20 protein-coding genes are annotated in these 18,946 nt (G+C 70.9%); 4 read left to right on the forward strand and 16 right to left on the reverse strand.

The window, feature by feature from the left end:
* Positions 1-19 precede the first annotated feature (19 nt).
* The 3 genes from D2K64_RS16810 to D2K64_RS16820 are packed head-to-tail and all read right to left on the reverse strand — an operon-like array spanning position 20 to position 2,087.
* Positions 20-814 (reverse strand): N-acyl homoserine lactonase family protein, encoded by a 795-nt coding sequence (locus D2K64_RS16810; protein ID WP_120009546.1) that lies wholly within the window; start codon positions 812-814, stop codon positions 20-22.
* The gene (locus tag D2K64_RS16815) at positions 811-1,746 is read right to left on the reverse strand and encodes an NAD(P)-dependent oxidoreductase (RefSeq protein ID WP_120009547.1); all 936 of its coding nucleotides are present in this window, start codon (positions 1,744-1,746) and stop codon (positions 811-813) included. Before D2K64_RS16815 ends, D2K64_RS16810 begins: the two co-directional genes overlap by 4 nt.
* Positions 1,747-1,751: 5 nt before the next feature.
* Positions 1,752-2,087, reverse strand: a complete 336-nt coding sequence (locus D2K64_RS16820) for a carboxymuconolactone decarboxylase family protein (protein ID WP_120009548.1) — start codon at positions 2,085-2,087, stop codon at positions 1,752-1,754.
* 147 nt (positions 2,088-2,234) lie between these two features.
* On the opposite strand from D2K64_RS16820, the gene D2K64_RS16825 reads away from it, so the two are divergent.
* On the forward strand, positions 2,235-3,227 hold the full coding sequence (locus D2K64_RS16825) for a Bug family tripartite tricarboxylate transporter substrate binding protein (protein ID WP_202910718.1): 993 nt from the start codon (positions 2,235-2,237) through the stop codon (positions 3,225-3,227).
* A gap of 23 nt (positions 3,228-3,250) precedes the next feature.
* Here D2K64_RS16825 and D2K64_RS16830 read toward each other — a convergent pair whose 3' ends face one another.
* From D2K64_RS16830 to D2K64_RS16870, 9 genes are all read right to left on the reverse strand, one after another.
* Positions 3,251-4,243, reverse strand: a complete 993-nt coding sequence (locus tag D2K64_RS16830) for an Ldh family oxidoreductase (RefSeq protein WP_120009549.1) — start codon at positions 4,241-4,243, stop codon at positions 3,251-3,253.
* Between the two features lie 32 nt (positions 4,244-4,275).
* Positions 4,276-4,992, reverse strand: coding sequence for an SDR family NAD(P)-dependent oxidoreductase (locus D2K64_RS16835; protein ID WP_120009550.1), 717 nt, complete (start codon positions 4,990-4,992; stop codon positions 4,276-4,278).
* A gap of 45 nt (positions 4,993-5,037) precedes the next feature.
* Positions 5,038-6,294 carry an ABC transporter substrate-binding protein gene (locus tag D2K64_RS16840; protein ID WP_120009551.1) on the reverse strand — a complete coding sequence of 419 codons (1,257 nt, stop codon included), beginning with the start codon at positions 6,292-6,294 and terminating at the stop codon, positions 5,038-5,040.
* A 48-nt stretch (positions 6,295-6,342) separates the two neighbouring features.
* A complete protein-coding gene (locus D2K64_RS16845; RefSeq protein WP_120009552.1) occupies positions 6,343-7,050 on the reverse strand; it encodes an ABC transporter ATP-binding protein in 708 nt (235 codons plus the stop codon).
* Positions 7,037-8,821: a branched-chain amino acid ABC transporter ATP-binding protein/permease gene (locus D2K64_RS16850; RefSeq protein ID WP_120009553.1), complete on the reverse strand. Its 1,785-nt coding sequence runs from the start codon at positions 8,819-8,821 to the stop codon at positions 7,037-7,039. The genes D2K64_RS16845 and D2K64_RS16850 overlap by 14 nt, the downstream gene beginning before the upstream one ends.
* A 5-nt stretch (positions 8,822-8,826) precedes the next feature.
* Entirely contained in the window at positions 8,827-9,774 is a 948-nt protein-coding gene (locus tag D2K64_RS16855; RefSeq protein WP_120009554.1) for a branched-chain amino acid ABC transporter permease, read from the reverse strand.
* A complete protein-coding gene (locus tag D2K64_RS16860; protein WP_157985898.1) occupies positions 9,774-11,138 on the reverse strand; it encodes an MmgE/PrpD family protein in 1,365 nt (454 codons plus the stop codon). The genes D2K64_RS16855 and D2K64_RS16860 overlap by 1 nt, the downstream gene beginning before the upstream one ends.
* Before the next feature lie 270 nt (positions 11,139-11,408).
* Positions 11,409-12,317 (reverse strand): NAD(P)-dependent oxidoreductase, encoded by a 909-nt coding sequence (locus D2K64_RS16865; protein WP_120009556.1) that lies wholly within the window; start codon positions 12,315-12,317, stop codon positions 11,409-11,411.
* Entirely contained in the window at positions 12,314-12,724 is a 411-nt protein-coding gene (locus D2K64_RS16870; protein ID WP_120009557.1) for a carboxymuconolactone decarboxylase family protein, read from the reverse strand. The genes D2K64_RS16865 and D2K64_RS16870 overlap by 4 nt, the downstream gene beginning before the upstream one ends.
* A gap of 159 nt (positions 12,725-12,883) precedes the next feature.
* On the opposite strand from D2K64_RS16870, the gene D2K64_RS16875 reads away from it, so the two are divergent.
* Positions 12,884-13,609, forward strand: coding sequence for a GntR family transcriptional regulator (locus tag D2K64_RS16875; RefSeq protein WP_120009558.1), 726 nt, complete (start codon positions 12,884-12,886; stop codon positions 13,607-13,609).
* A 4-nt stretch (positions 13,610-13,613) separates the two neighbouring features.
* Here D2K64_RS16875 and D2K64_RS16880 read toward each other — a convergent pair whose 3' ends face one another.
* Complete coding sequence (locus D2K64_RS16880; protein WP_238384248.1) at positions 13,614-14,114, reverse strand: NIPSNAP family protein; 501 nt, start codon at positions 14,112-14,114, stop codon at positions 13,614-13,616.
* A 134-nt stretch (positions 14,115-14,248) separates the two neighbouring features.
* Between D2K64_RS16880 and D2K64_RS16885 the strand changes: the two genes are divergently transcribed.
* Complete coding sequence (locus D2K64_RS16885) at positions 14,249-15,217, forward strand: Bug family tripartite tricarboxylate transporter substrate binding protein (protein WP_120009560.1); 969 nt, start codon at positions 14,249-14,251, stop codon at positions 15,215-15,217.
* On the opposite strand, the gene D2K64_RS16890 is transcribed toward D2K64_RS16885, so the two are convergent.
* Positions 15,198-16,136: an NAD(P)-dependent oxidoreductase gene (locus D2K64_RS16890; RefSeq protein ID WP_120009561.1), complete on the reverse strand. Its 939-nt coding sequence runs from the start codon at positions 16,134-16,136 to the stop codon at positions 15,198-15,200. The two genes, D2K64_RS16885 and D2K64_RS16890, sit on opposite strands and share 20 nt — an antisense overlap.
* A 100-nt stretch (positions 16,137-16,236) precedes the next feature.
* Positions 16,237-17,304, reverse strand: a complete 1,068-nt coding sequence (locus tag D2K64_RS16895; protein ID WP_202910719.1) for a LacI family DNA-binding transcriptional regulator — start codon at positions 17,302-17,304, stop codon at positions 16,237-16,239.
* Between D2K64_RS16895 and D2K64_RS16900 the strand changes: the two genes are divergently transcribed.
* Entirely contained in the window at positions 17,303-18,112 is an 810-nt protein-coding gene (locus D2K64_RS16900; RefSeq protein WP_120009562.1) for an N-acyl homoserine lactonase family protein, read from the forward strand. The two genes, D2K64_RS16895 and D2K64_RS16900, sit on opposite strands and share 2 nt — an antisense overlap.
* Positions 18,113-18,140: 28 nt before the next feature.
* Here D2K64_RS16900 and D2K64_RS16905 read toward each other — a convergent pair whose 3' ends face one another.
* Positions 18,141-18,920 carry an SDR family oxidoreductase gene (locus D2K64_RS16905; RefSeq protein ID WP_120009563.1) on the reverse strand — a complete coding sequence of 260 codons (780 nt, stop codon included), beginning with the start codon at positions 18,918-18,920 and terminating at the stop codon, positions 18,141-18,143.
* Between the last annotated feature and the right edge of the window lie 26 nt (positions 18,921-18,946).

The raw sequence follows: 18,946 nt of genomic DNA on the forward strand, positions 1-18,946 counted from the left end.
GCTGCGGCTAAGGGCTGGATCAAGTTCCTTCGCGCGGCGGCACATCGAGGCGCGCCACAACGCCCTCGAGATCTGCCGTGGGCGCCGGATACCGCGCCATCACCAGAGGATCATGTCCCGGAACAATGTGCGCCGGGCTTTCGGCGGCGGCCCGCAGCCGGTCGAAACCTTCCAGCATCTCGCCGACATGAAACGCGGTGCTGAAGGGCCGGCCGGACTCCATGTTCTCGTAGAAATGGGTGACGTCCGACGCGAGCACCACCCGCCCCCTCGCCGTATCCACGGAAACAAATTGCAGGCCCGCCGAATGCCCTCCGCAGGGGTGCAGGCGGAGGCCCGGCCAGGGCTCCTGCAGGCCGTCATGGAAGATCACCCGGTTGGCATAGTTCATCCTGACAATGCCCACCACATCCTCGACCTCGAAGGAATGGGACAGATGGCGGTGACGCATGTAGCGGCCGCAGGCGTAATGGATCTCCTCCTCGCGCAGATGGAAGCGCGCATTCGGGAAGCGGTCGAAATTGCCCACATGATCGTAGTGCAGATGCGTCAGGACAACATCCTCGACCCGCTCCGGCTCCACGCCGACAAGCCGCAGCGCATCGACCGGGCAGCGCAGAAACTCCCGTCCACGCTTCCGGGCCATCGCGGCGGTGAAGCCGGTGTCGATGACGATGGCGCGTCCGTCCCGGACGGCAACCCAGGAGAAGTAATCCATGGGCATGGGCCCGTCATGCGGGTCGCCTCCGATGAAGTGTTGCGCCCGCTGCGCATCGCGCCTCGCGTAGCGGATGGCGTAGAGGGACCAAGTCATGACCGGTCCGCCCCGTCCGCGTCGAGCACCGCCTGCAGCTCGCCGCGGCCGACGGCGATCTCCACCCCGGCCCGCTCGAGTTCGAGCAGCATGGCGGAACGGGAATCCCGCTGCCCCCAGCCGCGGTTCAGGGCCTCGGTCATCTCCTCCAGCGTCAGCGCCGCCATCCGCATCGGCACGCCGACCTCGCGGCCGAGCGCGCAGGCAAGAGACACGTCCTTGTGGGCCAGGCGCAGCTGAAAGGCGGGGGGATCATAGGTGTTGGGCAGGAATTGTTCGGTCACGCCGTCATAGGTGCGCCGCCGGCCATGCACGCCCTGGCGGATCGCGGCGAACAGCGCGAGCGGCTCGAGGCCCGCCTTGGCACCCATGGCGAAGACCTCGGCCATGATGACGTTCAGCGCGTAGCCGGACAGGTTGTGTGCCAGCTTCGCGATGCTGCCGGCGCCGATGTCGCCGACCAGCACGGCCCTGTCGCCCATGGCATCGAGCAGCGGGCGGCAGCGCCCAAACACCTCCGCGTCGCCGCCGACGAAGAAGGCGAGCTTTCCGCTGGCGGCGCCACGCGGCCCGCCGCTGATCGGCGCATCGAGAACGTGGATCCCCCGGGCCGCGCCGGCGGCGTGGATCTCCCGGACGGTGGAGACGGCATTGGTGGAGATGTCCACCAGAACGGCATCCCGGCGCATGGTGTCCATCAACTGGGCAGCCACCGCCCTCACCTCCGCCGGACCCGGCAGCGAGGTGAAGACCACCTCGCAGGATGCGCCCATCTCCGCGGGCGAGGATGCCCATTCCGCCCCGCCGGAGAGCAGCGCTTCCGCCGCCTCGCGCCGCACGTCGTGCACCACCAGTTCGACGCCCGGCGCCCTGGCCAGGTTCGCGGCCATGCTGGCGCCCATGGTGCCCAGGCCGATGAATCCGACACGCATGGCGGTCAGGCCTCCCGCTTCTCGAGAACCTCGGTCAACACCTGCGCGCCGGACATCGCGGCGGGCCAGCCGGCATAGAACGCCAGATGCGTGATCAGTCCGGCCAATTCCTCCTTGGTCACCCCGTTGTCGAGGGCGCGCCCGACATGCACGGCAAGCTGCTCCGGGCGGTAGGTGGCGACAAGCGCCGCCACCGTCACCAGACTGCGGTCCCGCTTCCCAAGGTCGGTGCGCTCCCACAGGTCGCCATAAACCACGCCCTCCGTGTAGGCGACGAGGGCCGGCACCGTTTTGCGGACACGGTCCCGCTGAGCGGATTGCGGGATTTTCGGATCGGTCATGGCGTGGCTCCCGTGCCTTGTTGAAGGCCGAGCTTAGACCCAGTTTTCCCGCATCATCAAGATATCAGCAGATTGTCGGACAAAATTCTTGAGGCACCTGAGTGCCTGTGGTTACCTGCCCCGGCAACGAAACCATCCGGAGGAACCATGATGCGCCGCGCAGGATTGCGCCCGGCCCTTCTGCTCGGGATCGCCTTCTTCCTCACGGCCCACGCTCCGGCGCGGGCGGAGGAGTTTCCCTCGCGCCCCGTCACCCTCATCGTGCCGTCCGCGCCCGGGGGAACCCTGGATGCCCTGGCCCGGCTCATGGCGCAGGGCATGGCCACGGATCTCGGGCGCAACGTCGTCGTGGAGAACGTCAGCGGCGCGGGCAGCGTCGTCGGCACGCAGCGCCTGGTGCGGTCGGAAGCCGATGGCTACACCATCGGCTTCGGCAACATGGGATCGATGGCGGCGGCCGCGGCCTTGGGCACCGACCCGAGTTTCGATCCGCGCCGCGACCTGGCGCCGATCAGCCTCGTCGCCAATGTGCCGATGGTGCTGGCGGTGAGCCCGACATCAACGGTGCGGGACCTGGGCGGGCTGGTCGGCCGGATCCGCTCCCGTGGCGAGGAGGTGACCTTCGGCACGCCCGGCACCAACACCACCGGTCACCTGGCGCCCGCCTACCTCCTTTCCATCCTGGGGGCCAAGGCCATGCTGGTGCCTTACCGGGGCGCGGGGCCGGCCATGAGCGACCTGGCCGCGGGAACGGTCGAGGCGGTGATCGACCAGACGGTGACCATGATCCCGGCGCATCTGGGCGGCACCGCGAGGGCCCTGGCGGTGACGGGAACCGCGCGCATCCCGCAGCTGCCCGACGTGCCGACCTTTGCCGAGGCCGGGGTTCCGGCCTTCGACATGGTGATCTGGAATGCCATCGCCGGGCCGCGCGGCCTGCCGGAGGCACGGGTGGAGCGACTGCGCGTGGCCATCGAGGCGGCGCTGGCCAACCCGGCCGTGGCCGAGCGCCTCGCCGGCCTGGCCGCGCAGGTGCCGCCGCCCGCCGAGCGCGGGCCGGCCGCGATGCGCGCCCGCATCGCGGCCGATGTGGAGCACTGGACCAAGGTGGTCGGCCAGGCAGGCCTGGCGCCGCGCTAGCGCCGGCCGAAGCGCCGGGAGGATCACCCGGGCGCCTGCGCCATTCCGCGCAGGCGCTCCAGGATCACCTCTGAAACCTCGATCGCCCCCTCGGCCAAGCGCTCGGCGCGCAGGGCGGCCGACCGGTCGAAGGGCATGCGCACCGGCGGGCCGCCCGGCACGGGACGCGTGGCGCGGACAAGGTCCGCATAGTCCGAGGCCTTCTGCTTGAAGATGTCGACCGGCCCCAGCAGGTCCGGCCTGAAGGCGATGATCAGGAAGCCGAAGCCGGACAGGTGGTCCGGCATGGCGGGGGATCCGGCGATCATGCCGAGGAGCTGGACGGCGATGCCCAACCCGCTGCCGCGGTGGCCGCCCCAGGCCACGAAGGCCCCCTCCAGCGCGGCGCCGGGATCGGTGGTCGGGTTCCCGGCCGCATCATAGGCGGTGCCCGGCGGCAGCTTCCGCCCGAGGCGGCGCGCCATCACCGCCTGGGCGTGGATGACGTCGGAGATGCCGATGTCCCAGATGACCGGCCCCTTCTCCCCGGGAAAGCCGAAGCAGATGGGATTGGTGCCGAACCGCGCCTCCGTGCCGCCGGCCGGGGCGACCCAGGGCGTGGCGTTCGAGGCGATCATGACCGCGAGATCCGCGGCCGTCGCCATCTCGGCGTAGAAGGACAGCATGCCCGTGTACCAGGTGTCCTGCGCCCCGACCAAGGCGATGCCGCTTTCCCGCGCCTTGGCGATGGCCAGGCGGGTGGCGCGGTGGCCGACCACGTAGCCGACATTGTCGCCGCCCGAGATGCTGGCCGACACCGCCGTCTCCGACAGCACCTCGACCGGGCGCTCCTGGCGGCGCAGCCGTTCGAACCGCTCGGCGATGCTCACTACCCGTGCGAGCCCCGCATAGCCCAGCCCGCGAAGCTCGCAATCGAGCAGGTGCTCGGCGACCAGCGCCGCATCCGCCTCCGGCAGGCCCTGGCCGCGGAGGCCGCGCTCGGCGAGTTGCCGCGCGTCTTCGATGGCTATCCTCATCCCGTTCCTCCGCTGGCTGGCCTGGCCGTTTCTCAGTGCATGACCATGCCGCCATCGGCGACCAGGGTGGCACCGTGCACGTAGGCAGCCTCCGGCGAGAGCAGCCAGGCGATGGCGGCCGCGATCTCCCCGGCGGTGCCGAGGCGGTTCATCGTGGTCATGCCCTCGATCCGCGCCCGGAACGCCTGGTCGGCCAGGGGTTCGGCGGCGAAGGGCGTGTCGATCATGCCGGGGGCCACCGTGTTCACGGCGATGCCTCTGGGGCCGAGCATCCGGGCGGCGTTCTTGGTCATCGCCAGCACCGCCCCCTTGCTGGTGGCGTAGGCCACCGTCCCGGCCAGCCCGCCGCCGCGCAGCCCGGCGATGCTGGCGACGGTGCAGATCCGCGCGCCCCGCTCCATCATGGCCGCGGCCTCGCGCATGCACAGGAAGGTACCGATGACGTTCACCTCGTGCACGCGGCGGAAGGTGTCGGCCGTCGCAGCCTCGAAGGGCGTGGTGTCGAAGATGCCGGCGCAGGTCGCGAGGGCATCCAGCCCGCCCAGCGCCTCCCGCACCGCGGCGAAGGCGCGGGCCACCGCCGCCTCGTCCGCCACGTCCACCGGGATGACGGGGTTGTCCGGTCCCGCCACGGCGGCGGCGGCGTCCGTGTTGCGGTCGAGGCAGGCGACCCGGTGGCCGCGGCTGATGAGAAGGCGCGCCGTGGCGGCGCCGATGCCGCTCCCGGCGCCGGTGATGGCGATGCGCATGTCATGGACCTCCGGAATGGGCCCGGCCGTCGGGCCGGGCCTGCCTCAGCGCTTGAGCCAGGTGATCTCGGCCATTGCCGAATCCTGCGGATACACGGTGAGCGGCTTGTTGTTCTGCCACTGCACCACGACCGGCCCCGCCGTTTCGCGCAGGCCGTTGGCATCGAACTTCACGCGGCGGCCCGGATAGTACAGGGCGGCGCCCTCCGTGATGTCGATGGTGCGCAGCGCCTCGGCCACTGCCCGTCGGTCGGACTTGCCCGCCTTCTCCAGCGCGTCGCGCATGATCCACATGTCGCCATAGGTCGCGATGCCGTTCTGCCCCATCCAGGGCTCGCCCGTGGCCGCCTTGAATTCCTCGATGATCTTGTCCTGGCCCTTGGCGTCCCAGTTGCCGACCACCGTGATGAAGCCCTCCATCTGGGCGGGCCGGATGTTCTGCAGGAGGTCGGACTGCGCCATGGCGATGCCGCTGCCGATGGTGGGCACCCGCCCGCGGCCGAGGCCGAACTCGTTCATCTTCTCGATCAGCAGCTTCACGTCCGAGATCACGGTGATCGGCATGATCAGCATCTCGGGCCGTGAGGAGCGCACCTTCTGGATCAGCTGGGTGGCGTCCGAGAGTGGGGGGGTGAAGGTTTCGTCCATCACGATCTTCACGCCGAACCCCGCCGAGCCTTCCCGGATGGGCTGGACGAAGGACAGCGAGGAGGCCGTGTTGTCGGTCAGGATGGCGACCGTTGCGGGCCGCTTGCCCGTGGCCTTTTCGGCCAGGTCGAGCATGATGGGCAGGGTCACCTTCGCCTGGTCGCCGGCCCGCGCCGAGGTCTGGAACACGTAGCGGAAGCCGCGCGTGGTGATGAGGTCCGAGTAGCTGAGGGTCAGCATGGGCAGCTCGGCCCGCTCGGTCACCTCCGTCGCCGACAAGGTGAAGGACGACAGATAGGCGCCGGAACAGGCGACGAGGTCGGGGTGGTCGGCCACCATGCGCTGCGCCGCGTTCTTGGCCTTCTCCGTGGAATCGCCGGCGTCGAACAGGTGGAGATCGAGCTTCGCGCCGCCGAGCGAGGGCACGCCACCCTGCTCGTTGATGTGCCGCACCCCGATCTCGGCGCCCATGCGCATCAGCTGCCCGAAGCGGGCATAGATGCCGGACAGCGGCACCAGCAGGCCGACCTTCACCGTGCCCGGTGCCTGGGCGCGGCCGGACCCCGGCGCCAGCGCCGCACCCGCCACCGCCGCGGCGCCCGCCATGAGGCGCCGCCGGGTTGTTCCCCGTTCCACGACCCCGATGCCTTGCATTGTGGTGTCCTCCCCTTGCCGGCGCCGCTTTCCGGGCGCCCTGTGTTGCTACATGCCGAGATAGGCCTGCCGAACGCGATCGTCCCTGCGCAGCTCGGCGTGGGTTCCCTCCAGCGCGATGCGGCCCGCCTCCAGCACGTAGCCGCGGTCGGCGGATTCCAGCGCCTCGGCGACGCGCTGCTCCACCAGCAGGATGGTCAGCCCCGCCTCGCGGTGGATCTCCGCCAGGCGCTCGAAGATGAACTCCGCCACGGCCGGTGCCAGGCCCATGGACGGCTCGTCGAGCATGAGGAGGTGCGGCGAGGAGGCGAGCCCCCGCGCCACCGCCACCATCTGCTGCTGGCCGCCGGACAGCGTCCCGGCCAGCTGGCTCCGGCGCTCGGCCAGGATCGGGAACCATGCGAGCACCCGGTCCAGGTTCCGTGCCCAGTCGCGCCGCCCCGCCTCGGTGCTGGCGCCCATCTCCAGGTTCTCCATCACCGTCAGCGAGGGAAAAAGCTGGCGGCCTTCCGGCACATGGGCAATGCCGAGATGCGCCCGCCGCGAGGCCGGAACGGCCGCGAGGTCGGTTCCCTGGAACCGGATGCGGCCCGAGCGCGTGGCCACCGTGCCGGAGATCGCCTTGAACAGCGTCGTCTTGCCGGCGCCGTTCGGGCCGACCACGGCCACGAACTCGCCCTGCCCGACGCGCAGGCTCACGCCCTTCAGCACCGGGGTGCCGCCATAGCCGGCGTGCAGCTCCTCAATCTCCAGCATGGGCTATCCACTTGCTTCCGAGATAGGCCTCGACCACCGCCCGGTTGCCGGTGACCTCCTGCGGGAGGCCCTCCGCCAGCACGGCGCCGTTGTCGAGCACCACGAAGCGGTCCACCAGCCGGACCATGGCGTGCAGCGTGTGCTCGATGATGACCACCGTGACACCCTCCGCGGCGACGCCGCGGATGACGCCGAGCAGCTGCTCGACCTCGGGTGCCCCGAGCCCCGCGAAGGTTTCGTCCAGCAGCAGCAGGCGGGGATTGCCCGCCAGGGCGCGCGCCAGCTCCATCAGCCGCAGGTCGAGGTTGCTCAGCGCGCCCGCCCGGGCATCCTCCATGCCGCCGAGGCCGACGCGCCGCATGGCCCGGCGGGCCATCTCCCGCGCCTCCTCCGCGGAAGCGGCGTGGACCTGGGCGCCGCTCATGACGTTGTCCGCCACCGACATGCGGGCGAAGGGGCGCACCACCTGGAAGGTGCGCCCGACCCCGGCCCGGCAGAGGCGGTTGGGCGCGACGCCCGTGACATCGCGGCCATCGAGCAGGACACGCCCGGCGTCGGGCCGCACAAAGCCGTTGAGCAGGTTGAACAAGGTGGTCTTGCCCGCGCCATTCGGGCCGATCACGCCCAGGATCTCGCCCCGTCGCACCGTGAAGCTCACCTCGCGCACGGCCCGCACACCGCCGAAGGATTTCGAGACGCCTTCCGCCCGGAGGATGGCCGGTGCTTCCGGGCCCGGGGCGGTGCGCGCCGCCGGCGTGGGTGGCGCCGCGGGGCCCTCGCGTCCCTGCGGAACGGCCTCCGGCCCGCTGCCCGCGCGGCGCCGGCGCAGCAGGTCGGCCGCCTTCCAGTAGAGGCCCTCGGGCGCCAGAAGAATGACGGCGATGATGGCGGTGCCGAACACCACGCCCTGGATGCCGGGCAGCACGGCGCCGAACCGGGCGTGCAGCGTCTCGCCCAGGGGAATCAGCACCAGGGCGCCGAGCACGGGCCCCCAGACCGTGCCGACGCCGCCGAACATGGCCACCGTCAGGGCCTGGGCGGAGATCAGCATCCCGAACACCGCCTCGGGCGTGACCACCAGCAGGATCACCGCGTGGAAGCCGCCGATGGCGCCCGCCAGCGCGCCGCTCAGCGCGATGGTCACCAGCTTGAGCCGCCGCGTGTCGATGCCCACCGCTTCCGCGGCCGCCTCGTTCTGCTTGATGGCCATCAGCGCCATGCCGTAGCGGGACCGCTCCACCAGCCGCATCGCCAGCATGGCCGCGAGCAGCAGGCCGAGGGCGATGAGGATGTACACGCGGTGGTCGGCGAACTGCATGAACGCCCAGCCGCTGTCCCGCATCAGCGGCAGCGACACTTCCTGGTAGCCGAGCCACAGGAACACGTTCAGCAGCGCCAACGGATAGGCCAGCATGGCCAGCGCGAAGTAGTGCCCGCGCAGGCGGAAGGTCGGCAGGCCGATCAGCAGCCCCGACAGCCCGCCGACCAGCCCCGCCACCGGGATGCCGAGCCAGGGCGTCAGCCCCGCCTTCACGAAGAGCAGCGCGACCGTGTAGGCGCCGAGGCCGAAGAAGGCCGCATGGCCGAAGGAGATCAGCCCTGTCATGCCGGACAGCAGGTTCCACGACAGGCCGAAGATGGCCCAGACCGGAACCAGCGTCAGGGTGAGCTGGTGATAAGAATTCTCCACCGTCACGGCGAGCAGCGCGTAGACGGCGCAGAAGGCCAGGATGGGGAGCAGGATGCGCGGCGCGCCCAGGGGCCGGAACATGGCGCTCAGGTCCTTTCCGACACGCGGCCGAGCAGGCCCTGGGGCCGCAGGAACACCACCAGCAGGAACACGGCGAAGATCGCGGTGTTCTGCAGCTGGGTAGGCAGCAGCAGGGCCGAGCATTGCTGGATCACGCCGATCAGCAGGCCACCCCAGAAGGCGCCCACCGTGGAGCCGAGGCCGCCCAGCACCACCCCGGCATACATGATGATGACGAATTCCAGCCCGACATAGGGCGTGAACGGGTAGCTGGAGGCGAGCAGGCCGCCCGCCACCGCGGTGATGGCGACGCCGAGGCCGAAGGTGAGGCGGTGCGCCCGGTCGACGTCGATGCCCATGTAGAGGGCGGCCTGGACGTTGTCCGCGGCCGCCCGCAGGGATTTGCCGGTGCGCGAGCGGGTGATGAGCAGCACGAGCAGGGTGACGATCGCCACGGCGACGACGGCGCCCCAGGCGCGGGCCTGATTCACGAACACCACCAGCGCCCCGCCCGCGAACTCCAGTTCCCAGGCTTCGGAGGACAGCTCGCTCGGCACCGAAACCGGGACGCTGCCGAACAGGATCTGGCCGCCGCTCTGCAGGATCAGCGACAGGCCGAGGGTCAGGATCAGCTGGGCGTAGTGCCCCTCCCCTTCCAGGTTGCCGACGCGGGTGCCGGTAACCCGCGAGACCAGGAAGCGCTGCGCCAGGTAGCCGAGCACGAAGAGCACCGGCGCGGCGAGCAGCGCCGCCACATAGGGCCCGGCGCCCTCGCCCAGCAGCGCCCCCAGCCCGAGCAGCGTGAAGATGTGGAAGGCGGCGTACATGCCGACCATCATGAAGTCGCCATGGGCGAAGTTGATGACGCGCATCACCCCGAAGATCAGGCTGAGGCCGACGCACATCAGGCCGTAATGGGCGCCGAGCAGGAGGCCCGCATTGAGCGCCTGAAGGAAGCCCTCGAGCTGCAGCATCACGCCGATCCCTCCGCCGGAGCAGCCAGCAGGTCGCCGATGGCCCCGGCATCCTCCGCCGCGGGGAGGCCGTCGACGAAGCGCAGGATGGCGGCCGCCCGCGCCGCGCCGAGCGCGTCGGTCGCCGCCCGGGCGCAGCGTTCCCGCACCTCCTCCGCCGTCGCGGGCACCACGTCGCCGAGTGTCACGGCGACCCTGCGCCCTCCGGCCGTGACCTCCACCGTCGCCCCCTGGCGCGCCGGAAAGGCCGCGGTCAGCGCCGGATCCTCCTCAAGGCTCGCGCAGGCCAGCAGGCGGGCCAGCCCGGCATCCGGGGGCAGCGCGTAGTTGGATTCGTCGACCGTGCCGCGCAGAAGCGCGGCGCAGACGCCGAACTGGATGCTCATCTTGGCCTGCAGCAGGCGGTCGAACGGGCCGGTGCTGTCGCAGCCCGGATAGCGGGCGGCCGCCCTGGTGACGCGGATGCGGATGTCGCTGATCTCCTCCGACCGGAAGCCATGCACGCGGAGCAGCCGAAGCGCCGCCTGGCAGGGGGTCTGGGCGAAATTGCAGGCAGGAACGGGTTTGTTGTAGACGGCCATGATCTCCGGCGGTTCTTCGAAGAAGCGGAGGTCGCGCGGCGCGGCGGCGCGGCGAAACCCGGCGAAGAGCCCGGCCGGGCCGTCGAGCGCCGTGGTGGACGCCTCGGCACCCAGTTCCGCCAGCCGCGCGGCGGTGACGGCGGAACGCGCGGCGAAACCCGGGTGGAAGAACATCTCGGTGCCTCCCGTGGCGGGCCACTCGTTGAGGCCGCCCGTGGCGTTGGCCGCCAGGCCGATGGCGCTGGCGGCCCGCTCCGGACTGAGGCCGAGCAGCACGGCGGCGGCGGCGGCGGCACCGATCGGCCCGGTGATCCCGGTTGGCCGGAACAGCCTCGCCAGTTCCGTGTCGAACAGGGCGGCGCCGATGGTGGCGCCTACCTCGTAGCCGGCCACAGCCGCCGAGACGAAGGCTTCGCCGGCCGGCCTGCGCAGCTGGGCCAGGGCCAGAAGGGCCGGGAACACCACCACGCCCAGGTGGCTGATGGCGCCCGCATGCATGTCCTCCCGCACCAGGCCATGCGCGAGAACGGCGTTGGCGAAGGCCGCGTCGCCGGCCGGGGCGCGGTGCGCGGCGCCGATGACCTGCGCGCCGTCCGGCACCGGATGGGCCAGGGCGGTGGCCTGCCGCCCCCAGGGCAGGTCCCGCGATTCCAGCGCGGCGCCGATGACGTCGAGCAGGCAGGTCTGCACCTTTGCGACGGTGTCGGACGCAACCTGCCGCGGCTCCAGCGCGGCCCGCGCGGCGCGCAAGGCCAGCGGCGGGTTCGCGGCGGCCGCGCTCATGCCCGCCCTTCCGGCGGCGAGCGGGGAACCGTGGTTTCCTGTGGCACTGGCGCCCTCCCATCCGTCCTGTTCCCGGACGATGCCCAAACCGTCGTTCCCGATCCGGAACTTGTCAATAATTCCCATATTGTCTGACAAAAAATTTTGTGGTGGTGAGGCGGCGGACGCGCCGTGGAACGGCATGGGCACGCGCCGGAGCTTGGCCCGGGCCAGTTCCGGGGGAGTGATGGTGCCTGGCGCGGCGGAAACCTGGCCCGCCGCGCCGCGTGGTCAGGCCGGCCTGCTGCCGAGCGTCTCGCCGGCGAGGCGCTCCGAGAACTGCGCCATGGCGGTGTGGTCCTGTCCCGGGCCCAGGAGGCCCTGCGCGCTGGCCCACATCTCGCGGCACAGCGCCGCGAAGGGTGTGGGCGTGTTGGTTTCGCGGCCTACTTCGAGCGCCACCGAAACATCCTTGGCCATCAGGTCGAGGCCGAACCCCGCATCGAAGCTGCGCGACAGGACGAACTGCTTGAACTTCTTCTGCGTGCTGTTGTTCATGCCCGTCGAGTTGTTCAGCACGTCCACCATGACGGCCGGGTCCAGCCCGAAGCGCTGCCCGATCAGCAGGGCCTCGACGCCGATCAGGAAGCCGGCCGCCCCCATCAGGTTGTTCAGCGCCTTCATCGCCTGTCCCGCGCCGGTGCCGCCCACATGGGTCAGGGTGGTTCCCATGGCCTGCAGGAGCGGTCTGGCGCGCTCCACCTGTTCCGCCTCCCCGCCAAGCATGATGGCCAGTTCGCCGGTGCGGGCGCGCGGAACGCCGCCCGATACAGGAGCGTCGATCATGGCGATGCCGCGCGAGGCGAGCGCGGCCGCGAAGCCCCGCGTCGCCGTTGGCACGCCGGAACTCATCTCGATCACCAGGGCACCCGGCGCGATGGCGTCGCCCATCGCCTCCAGCGCCTGTCCCACGTGCTTCGACGTGGGCAGGATGGTGATCACGGCGTCCGCGCCGCGGACCGCGGCCGCCGCGTCCGCCGCGGCCACGCCGCCCACCTCCGCGGCAAAGGATTGTGCACGTCCGGGCGCAGCGTCGCAGGCGACCACCTCGAACCCGGCCTCGACCAAGCGGGCGGCCATCGGCCAGCCCATGTTGCCGACGCCGACAAAGGCGACCCGGCGCAGGTCCCGGGCGCTCATTCCGCGGGACGCGCGGGCTCGCCGCTGAGCGCGCCCTCCTTCACCAGCACCTCATGCGCCGCCTTGAAGGCGTCCAGGCCGGCGGGGATGCCGCAATACACCGTGGCATGGAGGAGGATCTCCTTGATCTCCTCCACGGTGACGCCGTTGTTCAGGGCACCCTTCACATGCAGCTTGATCTCGGGCGTGCGACCGAGGGCCGTGAGCATGGCCAGATTCATGATGCTGCGCGTCTTGCGGTCGAGGCCGGGGCGGCTCCATGCATAGCCCCAGCACCATTCGGTGGTGATGCGCTGGAAGGCCATCATGAAATCATCGGCCTTGGCGATGCTGCCGTCGACGTATTCCGCGCCGAGTACGGCCCTGCGGACCTCGAGACCCTTGTCGAACCAGTTGTCGTCGGACATGCCGTTCCTCCCGAATGGACAGGAGACCGTATGCTCCTGTATGATTGTCGGTCAATGTGATTGTTGACGTAATGCAGGCTTTTCGGCTGGACGGGAACCGGCGCAGCAACCACATTGCAGTGCATCATGGCGCGGGCCGCGCGGAGACACGGAGGAGAGATGCCCAACGACGGAACCCTGCGCGTCACGCCGCAGCCCGTGCGGCGGCAGGTCGAGGACCGGCTGCGCGACGCCATCGCCAGCGGCCGCTTCGCCCCCGGCGAGCATCTCTCGGACCGCAAGCTGTGCGACCTGTTCGGCGTCAGCCGCAGCGTGATCCGGGAAGCCGTGCGCCTGATGGAGGCGGAGGGGCTGGTGGAGGTGGTGCCCAACCGGGGACCCTTCGTGTCCTACCTCTCGCCGGCCGACGCGATGCAGGTCTACGAGGTCCGAGGCGTGCTGGAGGCGCTGGCGGGTCAGGGCTTCGCCGAGCGTGCTTCCGAGGCGGAGACGGCCGAGTTGCGCGCGGTGTTCGAGGAGATCGCCGCGTCGCACAGCAGCACCGACCGGGTCGCCCTCCTGGGGCTGAAGAGGCGCTTCTACGACGTCCTGCTGCGCGGCTGCCGCAACGCCTATGTGGCCCGGATGCTGGACCAGCTCCTCAACCGCAACACCCAGCTGCGCGCCACCACCCTCGCCGATCCGGACCGGCTGCCCCGCACCATCGAGGAGATCCGCCGCATCGTCGAGGCCATCGAGCGCCGCGACGGCGAGGGCACCTGGGAAGCCTGCCGCGAGCATGTCCGCCAGGCGGCGCGCGTTGCGTTGCGCATCCTGAACCACCAGGCCCGCGAAAAGGCGGAGGCGGGGCGCGCCCGGGCCATCGAGGCCGGCGCCGCCGAATAAAGCCCTAGCGCACCGAGGAGAAGGCCGTCGGCTGCAGGATCAGGTTGCTGATGCTGGCGACGATGGCGCCGTTGGCCTCGGTTTCCGCGCGCCGGGCGATCCATTCCGGGTCGGCCTGGAAGGCGTTCCACTTCGCTTCGCGCTCGCCAAGGGAATCCCATTCCAGCAGATAATACAGGTCCTGGTTCGAATCGCCGACGGCGACGGTCCAGAAGCCGGCCTGCCGGATGCCGTGCTTCTGCCAAATGCCCAGGGTGATGGTTTCGAAACGCTTCAGCAGGTCCGGCAGGCGCCCAGACACGCAGTGGTAGATTCGAAGCTCGTGGATCACCGTTGTTTCCTCCGTCCGGCCGGCACGGCCGGCCTGTTCTGCCTTGCAATCCCCAGCCGTGCCATTCCTGGTCCGACTGCCGGCCCAGGCAAGCATCAAAATAATTGTATGGCAATCAGCAATCCTTGACAGCTCTCTGCTGAGGCGGAACGTTTCCACCTGGATCCAGAGCATGGGACCGCCGCCCGGCGCCGCGGCCCTGTGGCTGGCCGGAGGAAACATCCCGTGCGCACCCGAACCCCCGCGCCCGCAGCCCGCGCGACGGCCGGGCGCGCGGCGCACGGCGGCAAGACACAGGAACAACAGACATGGCCCAGCTGACACGGCGTCGGCTTCTCGGGGCGGCCGCCGCCCTCCCCCTCGCCACCTCCGCGCTCGCGGCCTACCCGGACCAGGCGGTGCGGGTCATCGTTCCGTGGAATGCGGGCGGCCTCGCGGACGTGGTGATCCGCGCCATGGCGCCTGCCATGTCGGCACGCCTCGGCCAGGCCGTGGTGATCGAGAACAGGCCGGGCGCCAATGGCGCGGTCGGCACGCAGGCGGTGGCGCGCGCCGCGCCGGATGGGCACACGCTGATCCTGGCCAATGCCGAGACCCATGCCATCAACCCGCTGATCTACCCCCGGCTGCCCTACGACCCCGTTGCCGATTTCATGCCGGTGACGCTGTTCGCCCGTGGCCCCTTCGTGCTGCTGACGCGCCCGGGCTTCGGCACGGCCGACCTCGATGCGTTCCTCGCCCGGGTGCGCGCCGACCCCGGCCGGGTGAGCTTCGGCTCCTGGGGTATCGGCAGCACGTCCCACCTCGCCATGGAAGCGCTGGCGAAGCGCGCCGGGCTGCGGATGCTCCACGTACCCTACACCGGCGCCGCTCCCGCCAGTACGGCCCTGATCGCGGGGCAGATCGACGCCATGTTCCTCAATGCGGGCCCGGCCGAGGCGGTGGCGCGCGACGGCAAGGTGCGGATCCTGGGCGTCGGGGCGCCGGCGCGCATCCCGCTGCTGCCGGACACGCCGACCCTCGCCGAACTCGGCATGCCGGTGAATGCCGGCAACTGGTTCGGCCTGCTCGGCCCCGCCCGCATGCCGGCGGCGGCGGCGGAGCGCCTCGCCGCGGTGGCGGCCGAGGGGGTGGAAGATCCCGCCGTGCGGGAGGTGTTCCGCGCCCAGGCTGCGCTGCCCGTCACCACCTCGCCGGACGCCATGCGCTCCTTCATCGCCGAGGACCGCGCATCCTGGGCGGAGGTACTGCGCGACCTCAACATCCGGCTGGAGTGAGGCCGCCGGCCGGTGCGGCGGGCGAGGCGCCGCGCACCTCCACCCCTGCCCACTGCTCGACCACCTTCGCGATGGAGGTGAAATCGCTGTCAGCACCGAATGCCGCGCTGGTTACCGCCAGCATCTGCCGCACCGCGCTGCCGACCACCATCGGCACGCCCATCGCCTCCGCCTCATCCACGCAGAGCCGCACATCCTTGTGCGACAGCCCCGTGGTGAAGCCGAAATCGAAGCTGCGCGGGATCACGGCGCGCGGGAATTTGTCCTGTGTCGCGCTATTGCGGCCGCTGCTGTTGTTGATGACCTCGCACATCAGGGACGGATCGAGGCCCGCCTTGACGCCCATGGCGATGGCCTCGGAGGAAATCGCCAGCGCCGTGGCGGCGAGCAGGTTGTTGCAGAGCTTCAGAACCTGCGCCTGGCCCGCGCCTTCGCCGCAGAAGAACGGGTTTCCCAGGCGGCGCAGCATCGGCTCGACGGCCTCGAACTCGCCGCGGGGCCCCGACACCATGATGGCGAGGGTTCCCTTCTCCGCCCCCGTGATGCCGCCGCTGACCGGCGCGTCTACCGAGGCCTTGCCGGCATCGGCGAGCGCCGCGGCGACATCCCGCGCGACGCGGGGACCCGTGGTGGAGAAATCCACGAAGCGCGTCATCCGCTTGCCATGGATCGCGCCGTCCGGGCCGAGCGCCACGCTCCGCACCACCTCCGGTGTCGGCAGGCTGGCCATCACAGTGCCGGCTAGTTCGGCCACCTCGGCGGGGCTGGCGGCCGCGCGGGCGCCGCGGGCGACCAGGGGCCGCATGGCGGCGTCCGATCGGTCAAACACCACCAGCCCATGCCCGGCATCGAGCAGGCGTGCCGCCATGCGACTGCCCATCTGCCCGAGCCCGATGAACCCGACCACCTCTTGCGCCATTGTTTCCCTCCCTGGCCCAGGCCGGGCCTGGGTTCGGGTCTATGCAGGGTGGCCGGGCGGCACAAGGCGAAACATGGTATCGATACCAGAAATTGCCTGCTCAGGTGCTGCCGCGCTGCACGATCTCGAAGCCCAGATCGACCGCCACGGTTCCGGCGGCGCGGCCCTCGATCCGGTCCAGCAGCACCTCGGCCCCCCGCCGCCCGATCTCGGCCCGGGGCAGGCGCAGCGTGCTCACTGGCGGCACGACGTGGCGCAGGATGTCGATGTCATCGAAGGCGGCCAGCGCCACCCGGGCGGGAACCGCCCAGCCACGACGCTGGCATTCGAACAGCGCCCCCGCCGCCAGAACATCGCCGGCGAAGAACACGGCATCCGGCGGCGCAGGAGATTGCAGCAGGCGGACCACCGCCTCGGCGCCCGAGGCGAGGCCGGGCGGCATCTCCATCAGCAGCGCCGGATCGGCCTCCAGGCCCACGGAGGCGAGCGCCGCGCGATAGCCCCTCTGCCGGTCCCGGCTCCGCTCATTGCCGGCGGAGGGCAGCGTGACACAAGCGATGCGGCGGTAGCCCAGGCGGTGCAGGTGCAGCGTCATGGCCTGGGCCGCCGCCTCATTGGAGTAGCTCACCACCATGTCGAGCGGCTTCGCGGACAGGCTGCCGGTTTCCACCACGGGAATCCCGGCGCGGCGCAGCATCGCGGCCGCAGCCTCCGTGTGGTGCACGCCGTGCAGCATCAGCCCCGCGACCCGCTGGGCCAGAAAGGCGGCGACCAGCGCCTCCTCGCCCTGCGGGCTGTGCCCGCACTCGCCGATCATCAACTGGTAGCCGGCAGCGTGCAGCACCGCGGACACGCCCTGGATCGTCGGCGAGTAGAGCGAGTTGTCGAGGCTCGGGACCACCATGCCGACCACATTGGTCCGCATCGAGGACAGGCCGCCGGCCAGGCGGTTCGGCACGTAGCCGACGGCCCGCACGGCTTCCTCCACACGCCGCAGCACGGCGGGGGACACCTTGGACGGATCGCGCAAGGCACGGGACACGGTCATGGGCGAGACACCAGCCCGCTGCGCGACGTCGCGCATGCGGGTTGCCGCGCCCTGCGCACCGGCATCATCCGGCATGGCGACGGACGGGCTGGGAAACATCACGGGAAAGGAAACAACCATGGCGGCTGACGAGGCGACCTACGAGATCCACGCGGTGCGCTACGCCCGGCACGACCGGCCGGCGCATGAGAACTTCATCGGCGGCGACCCGCACGACAATGCGCCCATGCCGCTGGATTACTTCGTCTGGGCGATCCGGGGCGGCGGCCGGACCTTTGTGCTCGACACGGGCTTCGACGCGGAGGTGGCGCGGCGGCGGGGCCGCCAGCTGCTCCGCAGCCCGGCCGAGGGCCTCGCCACCATCGGCGTCGACGCCGCCTCCGTGCCGGACGTCATCCTGTCCCACATGCATTACGACCATGCCGGCAATCACTCCATGTTTCCCGCCGCCTGCTACCACGTCCAGGACCGGGAGATGGCATATTGCACGGGGCGCTGCATGTGCCACGGCATCCTGCGCCAGCCCTTCGAGGTGTCCGACGTGCAGGCGATGGTCGGCCGGGTCTTCGCCGGACGCGCCCGCTTCCACGACGGCAGTTCCGAACTGGCTCCGGGCCTGAGCCTGCACCATGTCGGTGGCCACTCGCTGGGCCTTCAGGTGGCGCGGGTCCGGACGCGGCGGGGCTGGGTGGTGCTGGCCTCCGACGCCACGCATTTCTACGCCAACCTCCGGCAACGCCGGCCCTTTCCCATCGTCGCGGACGTGGCCCAGATGCTGGAGGGCTACGACACCCTCCACCGGCTGGCCAGTTCGCCCGACCACATCATCCCGGGCCACGACCCGATCGTGCTGGAGCGCTACCCGGCCTCCGCCTCCGGCCTGGAGGGCATTTCCGTGCGGCTCGACGCCGATCCCCTGCCTGGCTGAGGCGTGGCGGGCGTGGTTCGGTGCCGCCTCAGGCTGCCGACCAGCCGCCATCCACCGGAAAGGCCGCGCCCGTGACATCCCGGGCCGCGGGCCCGCACAGGAACGCCACCAGATCCGCCACGGCGCCGGCCTCCACGAAGCGGCCTGTCGGCTGCTTGCCGCGGAGCACCGCCTCGGTGGCCGCCGCAGGGTCCAGCCCGCCGGCGACCAGCCCCGCGATCCGTTCCTCAATGCCCGGCGTCAGGGTGGTGCCCGGGCAAAGGGCGTTGCAGGTGATGCCCTGCCGCACCGTCTCCAGGGCCACGGCGCGCGTCATGCCGATCAGCCCCGTTTTCGTGACCACGTAGCCGATCCGGTCCGCCGCCCCGACAAGGCCGTAGATCGAGGACATGTTGACGATCCGGCCCCAGCCGCGGGACCGCATGCCCGGCAGCGCCAGGCGGATGGTGTGGAAGGCCGCCGACAGATTCACCGCGACGTCGAGGTCCCAGTGTTCCGGCGGCATGGCGTCCACGGGCGCGAAATGCCGCACGCTGGCCGCGTTGTTGACCAGGATGTCCAACTCGCCGGCAGCCCCGAGCAGGCCGGCGATCTCCTCCGGTCGCGACAGGTCGGCGCGCAGGTACCGGGCCGCCGAGCCGGTCTCCCGGGCGATTGCTTCCGTCGCCGCGTCGCCCTCCGCCTCACCGGCGAGGCCGTGCAGCACAACGGCGCACCCGTCCGCCGCCAACCGGCGGGCGACCGCGAGCCCAATGCCGCCGGTGGATCCGGTGACCAGGGCCTGACGGCCGCGAAGAACGTCGCTCACGCCGGGGAACCGCTCGCAAAGCGTTG

This window comes from Teichococcus vastitatis (assembly GCF_003604215.1).
Taxonomy (GTDB): Bacteria; Pseudomonadota; Alphaproteobacteria; order Acetobacterales; family Acetobacteraceae; genus Pseudoroseomonas; species Pseudoroseomonas vastitatis.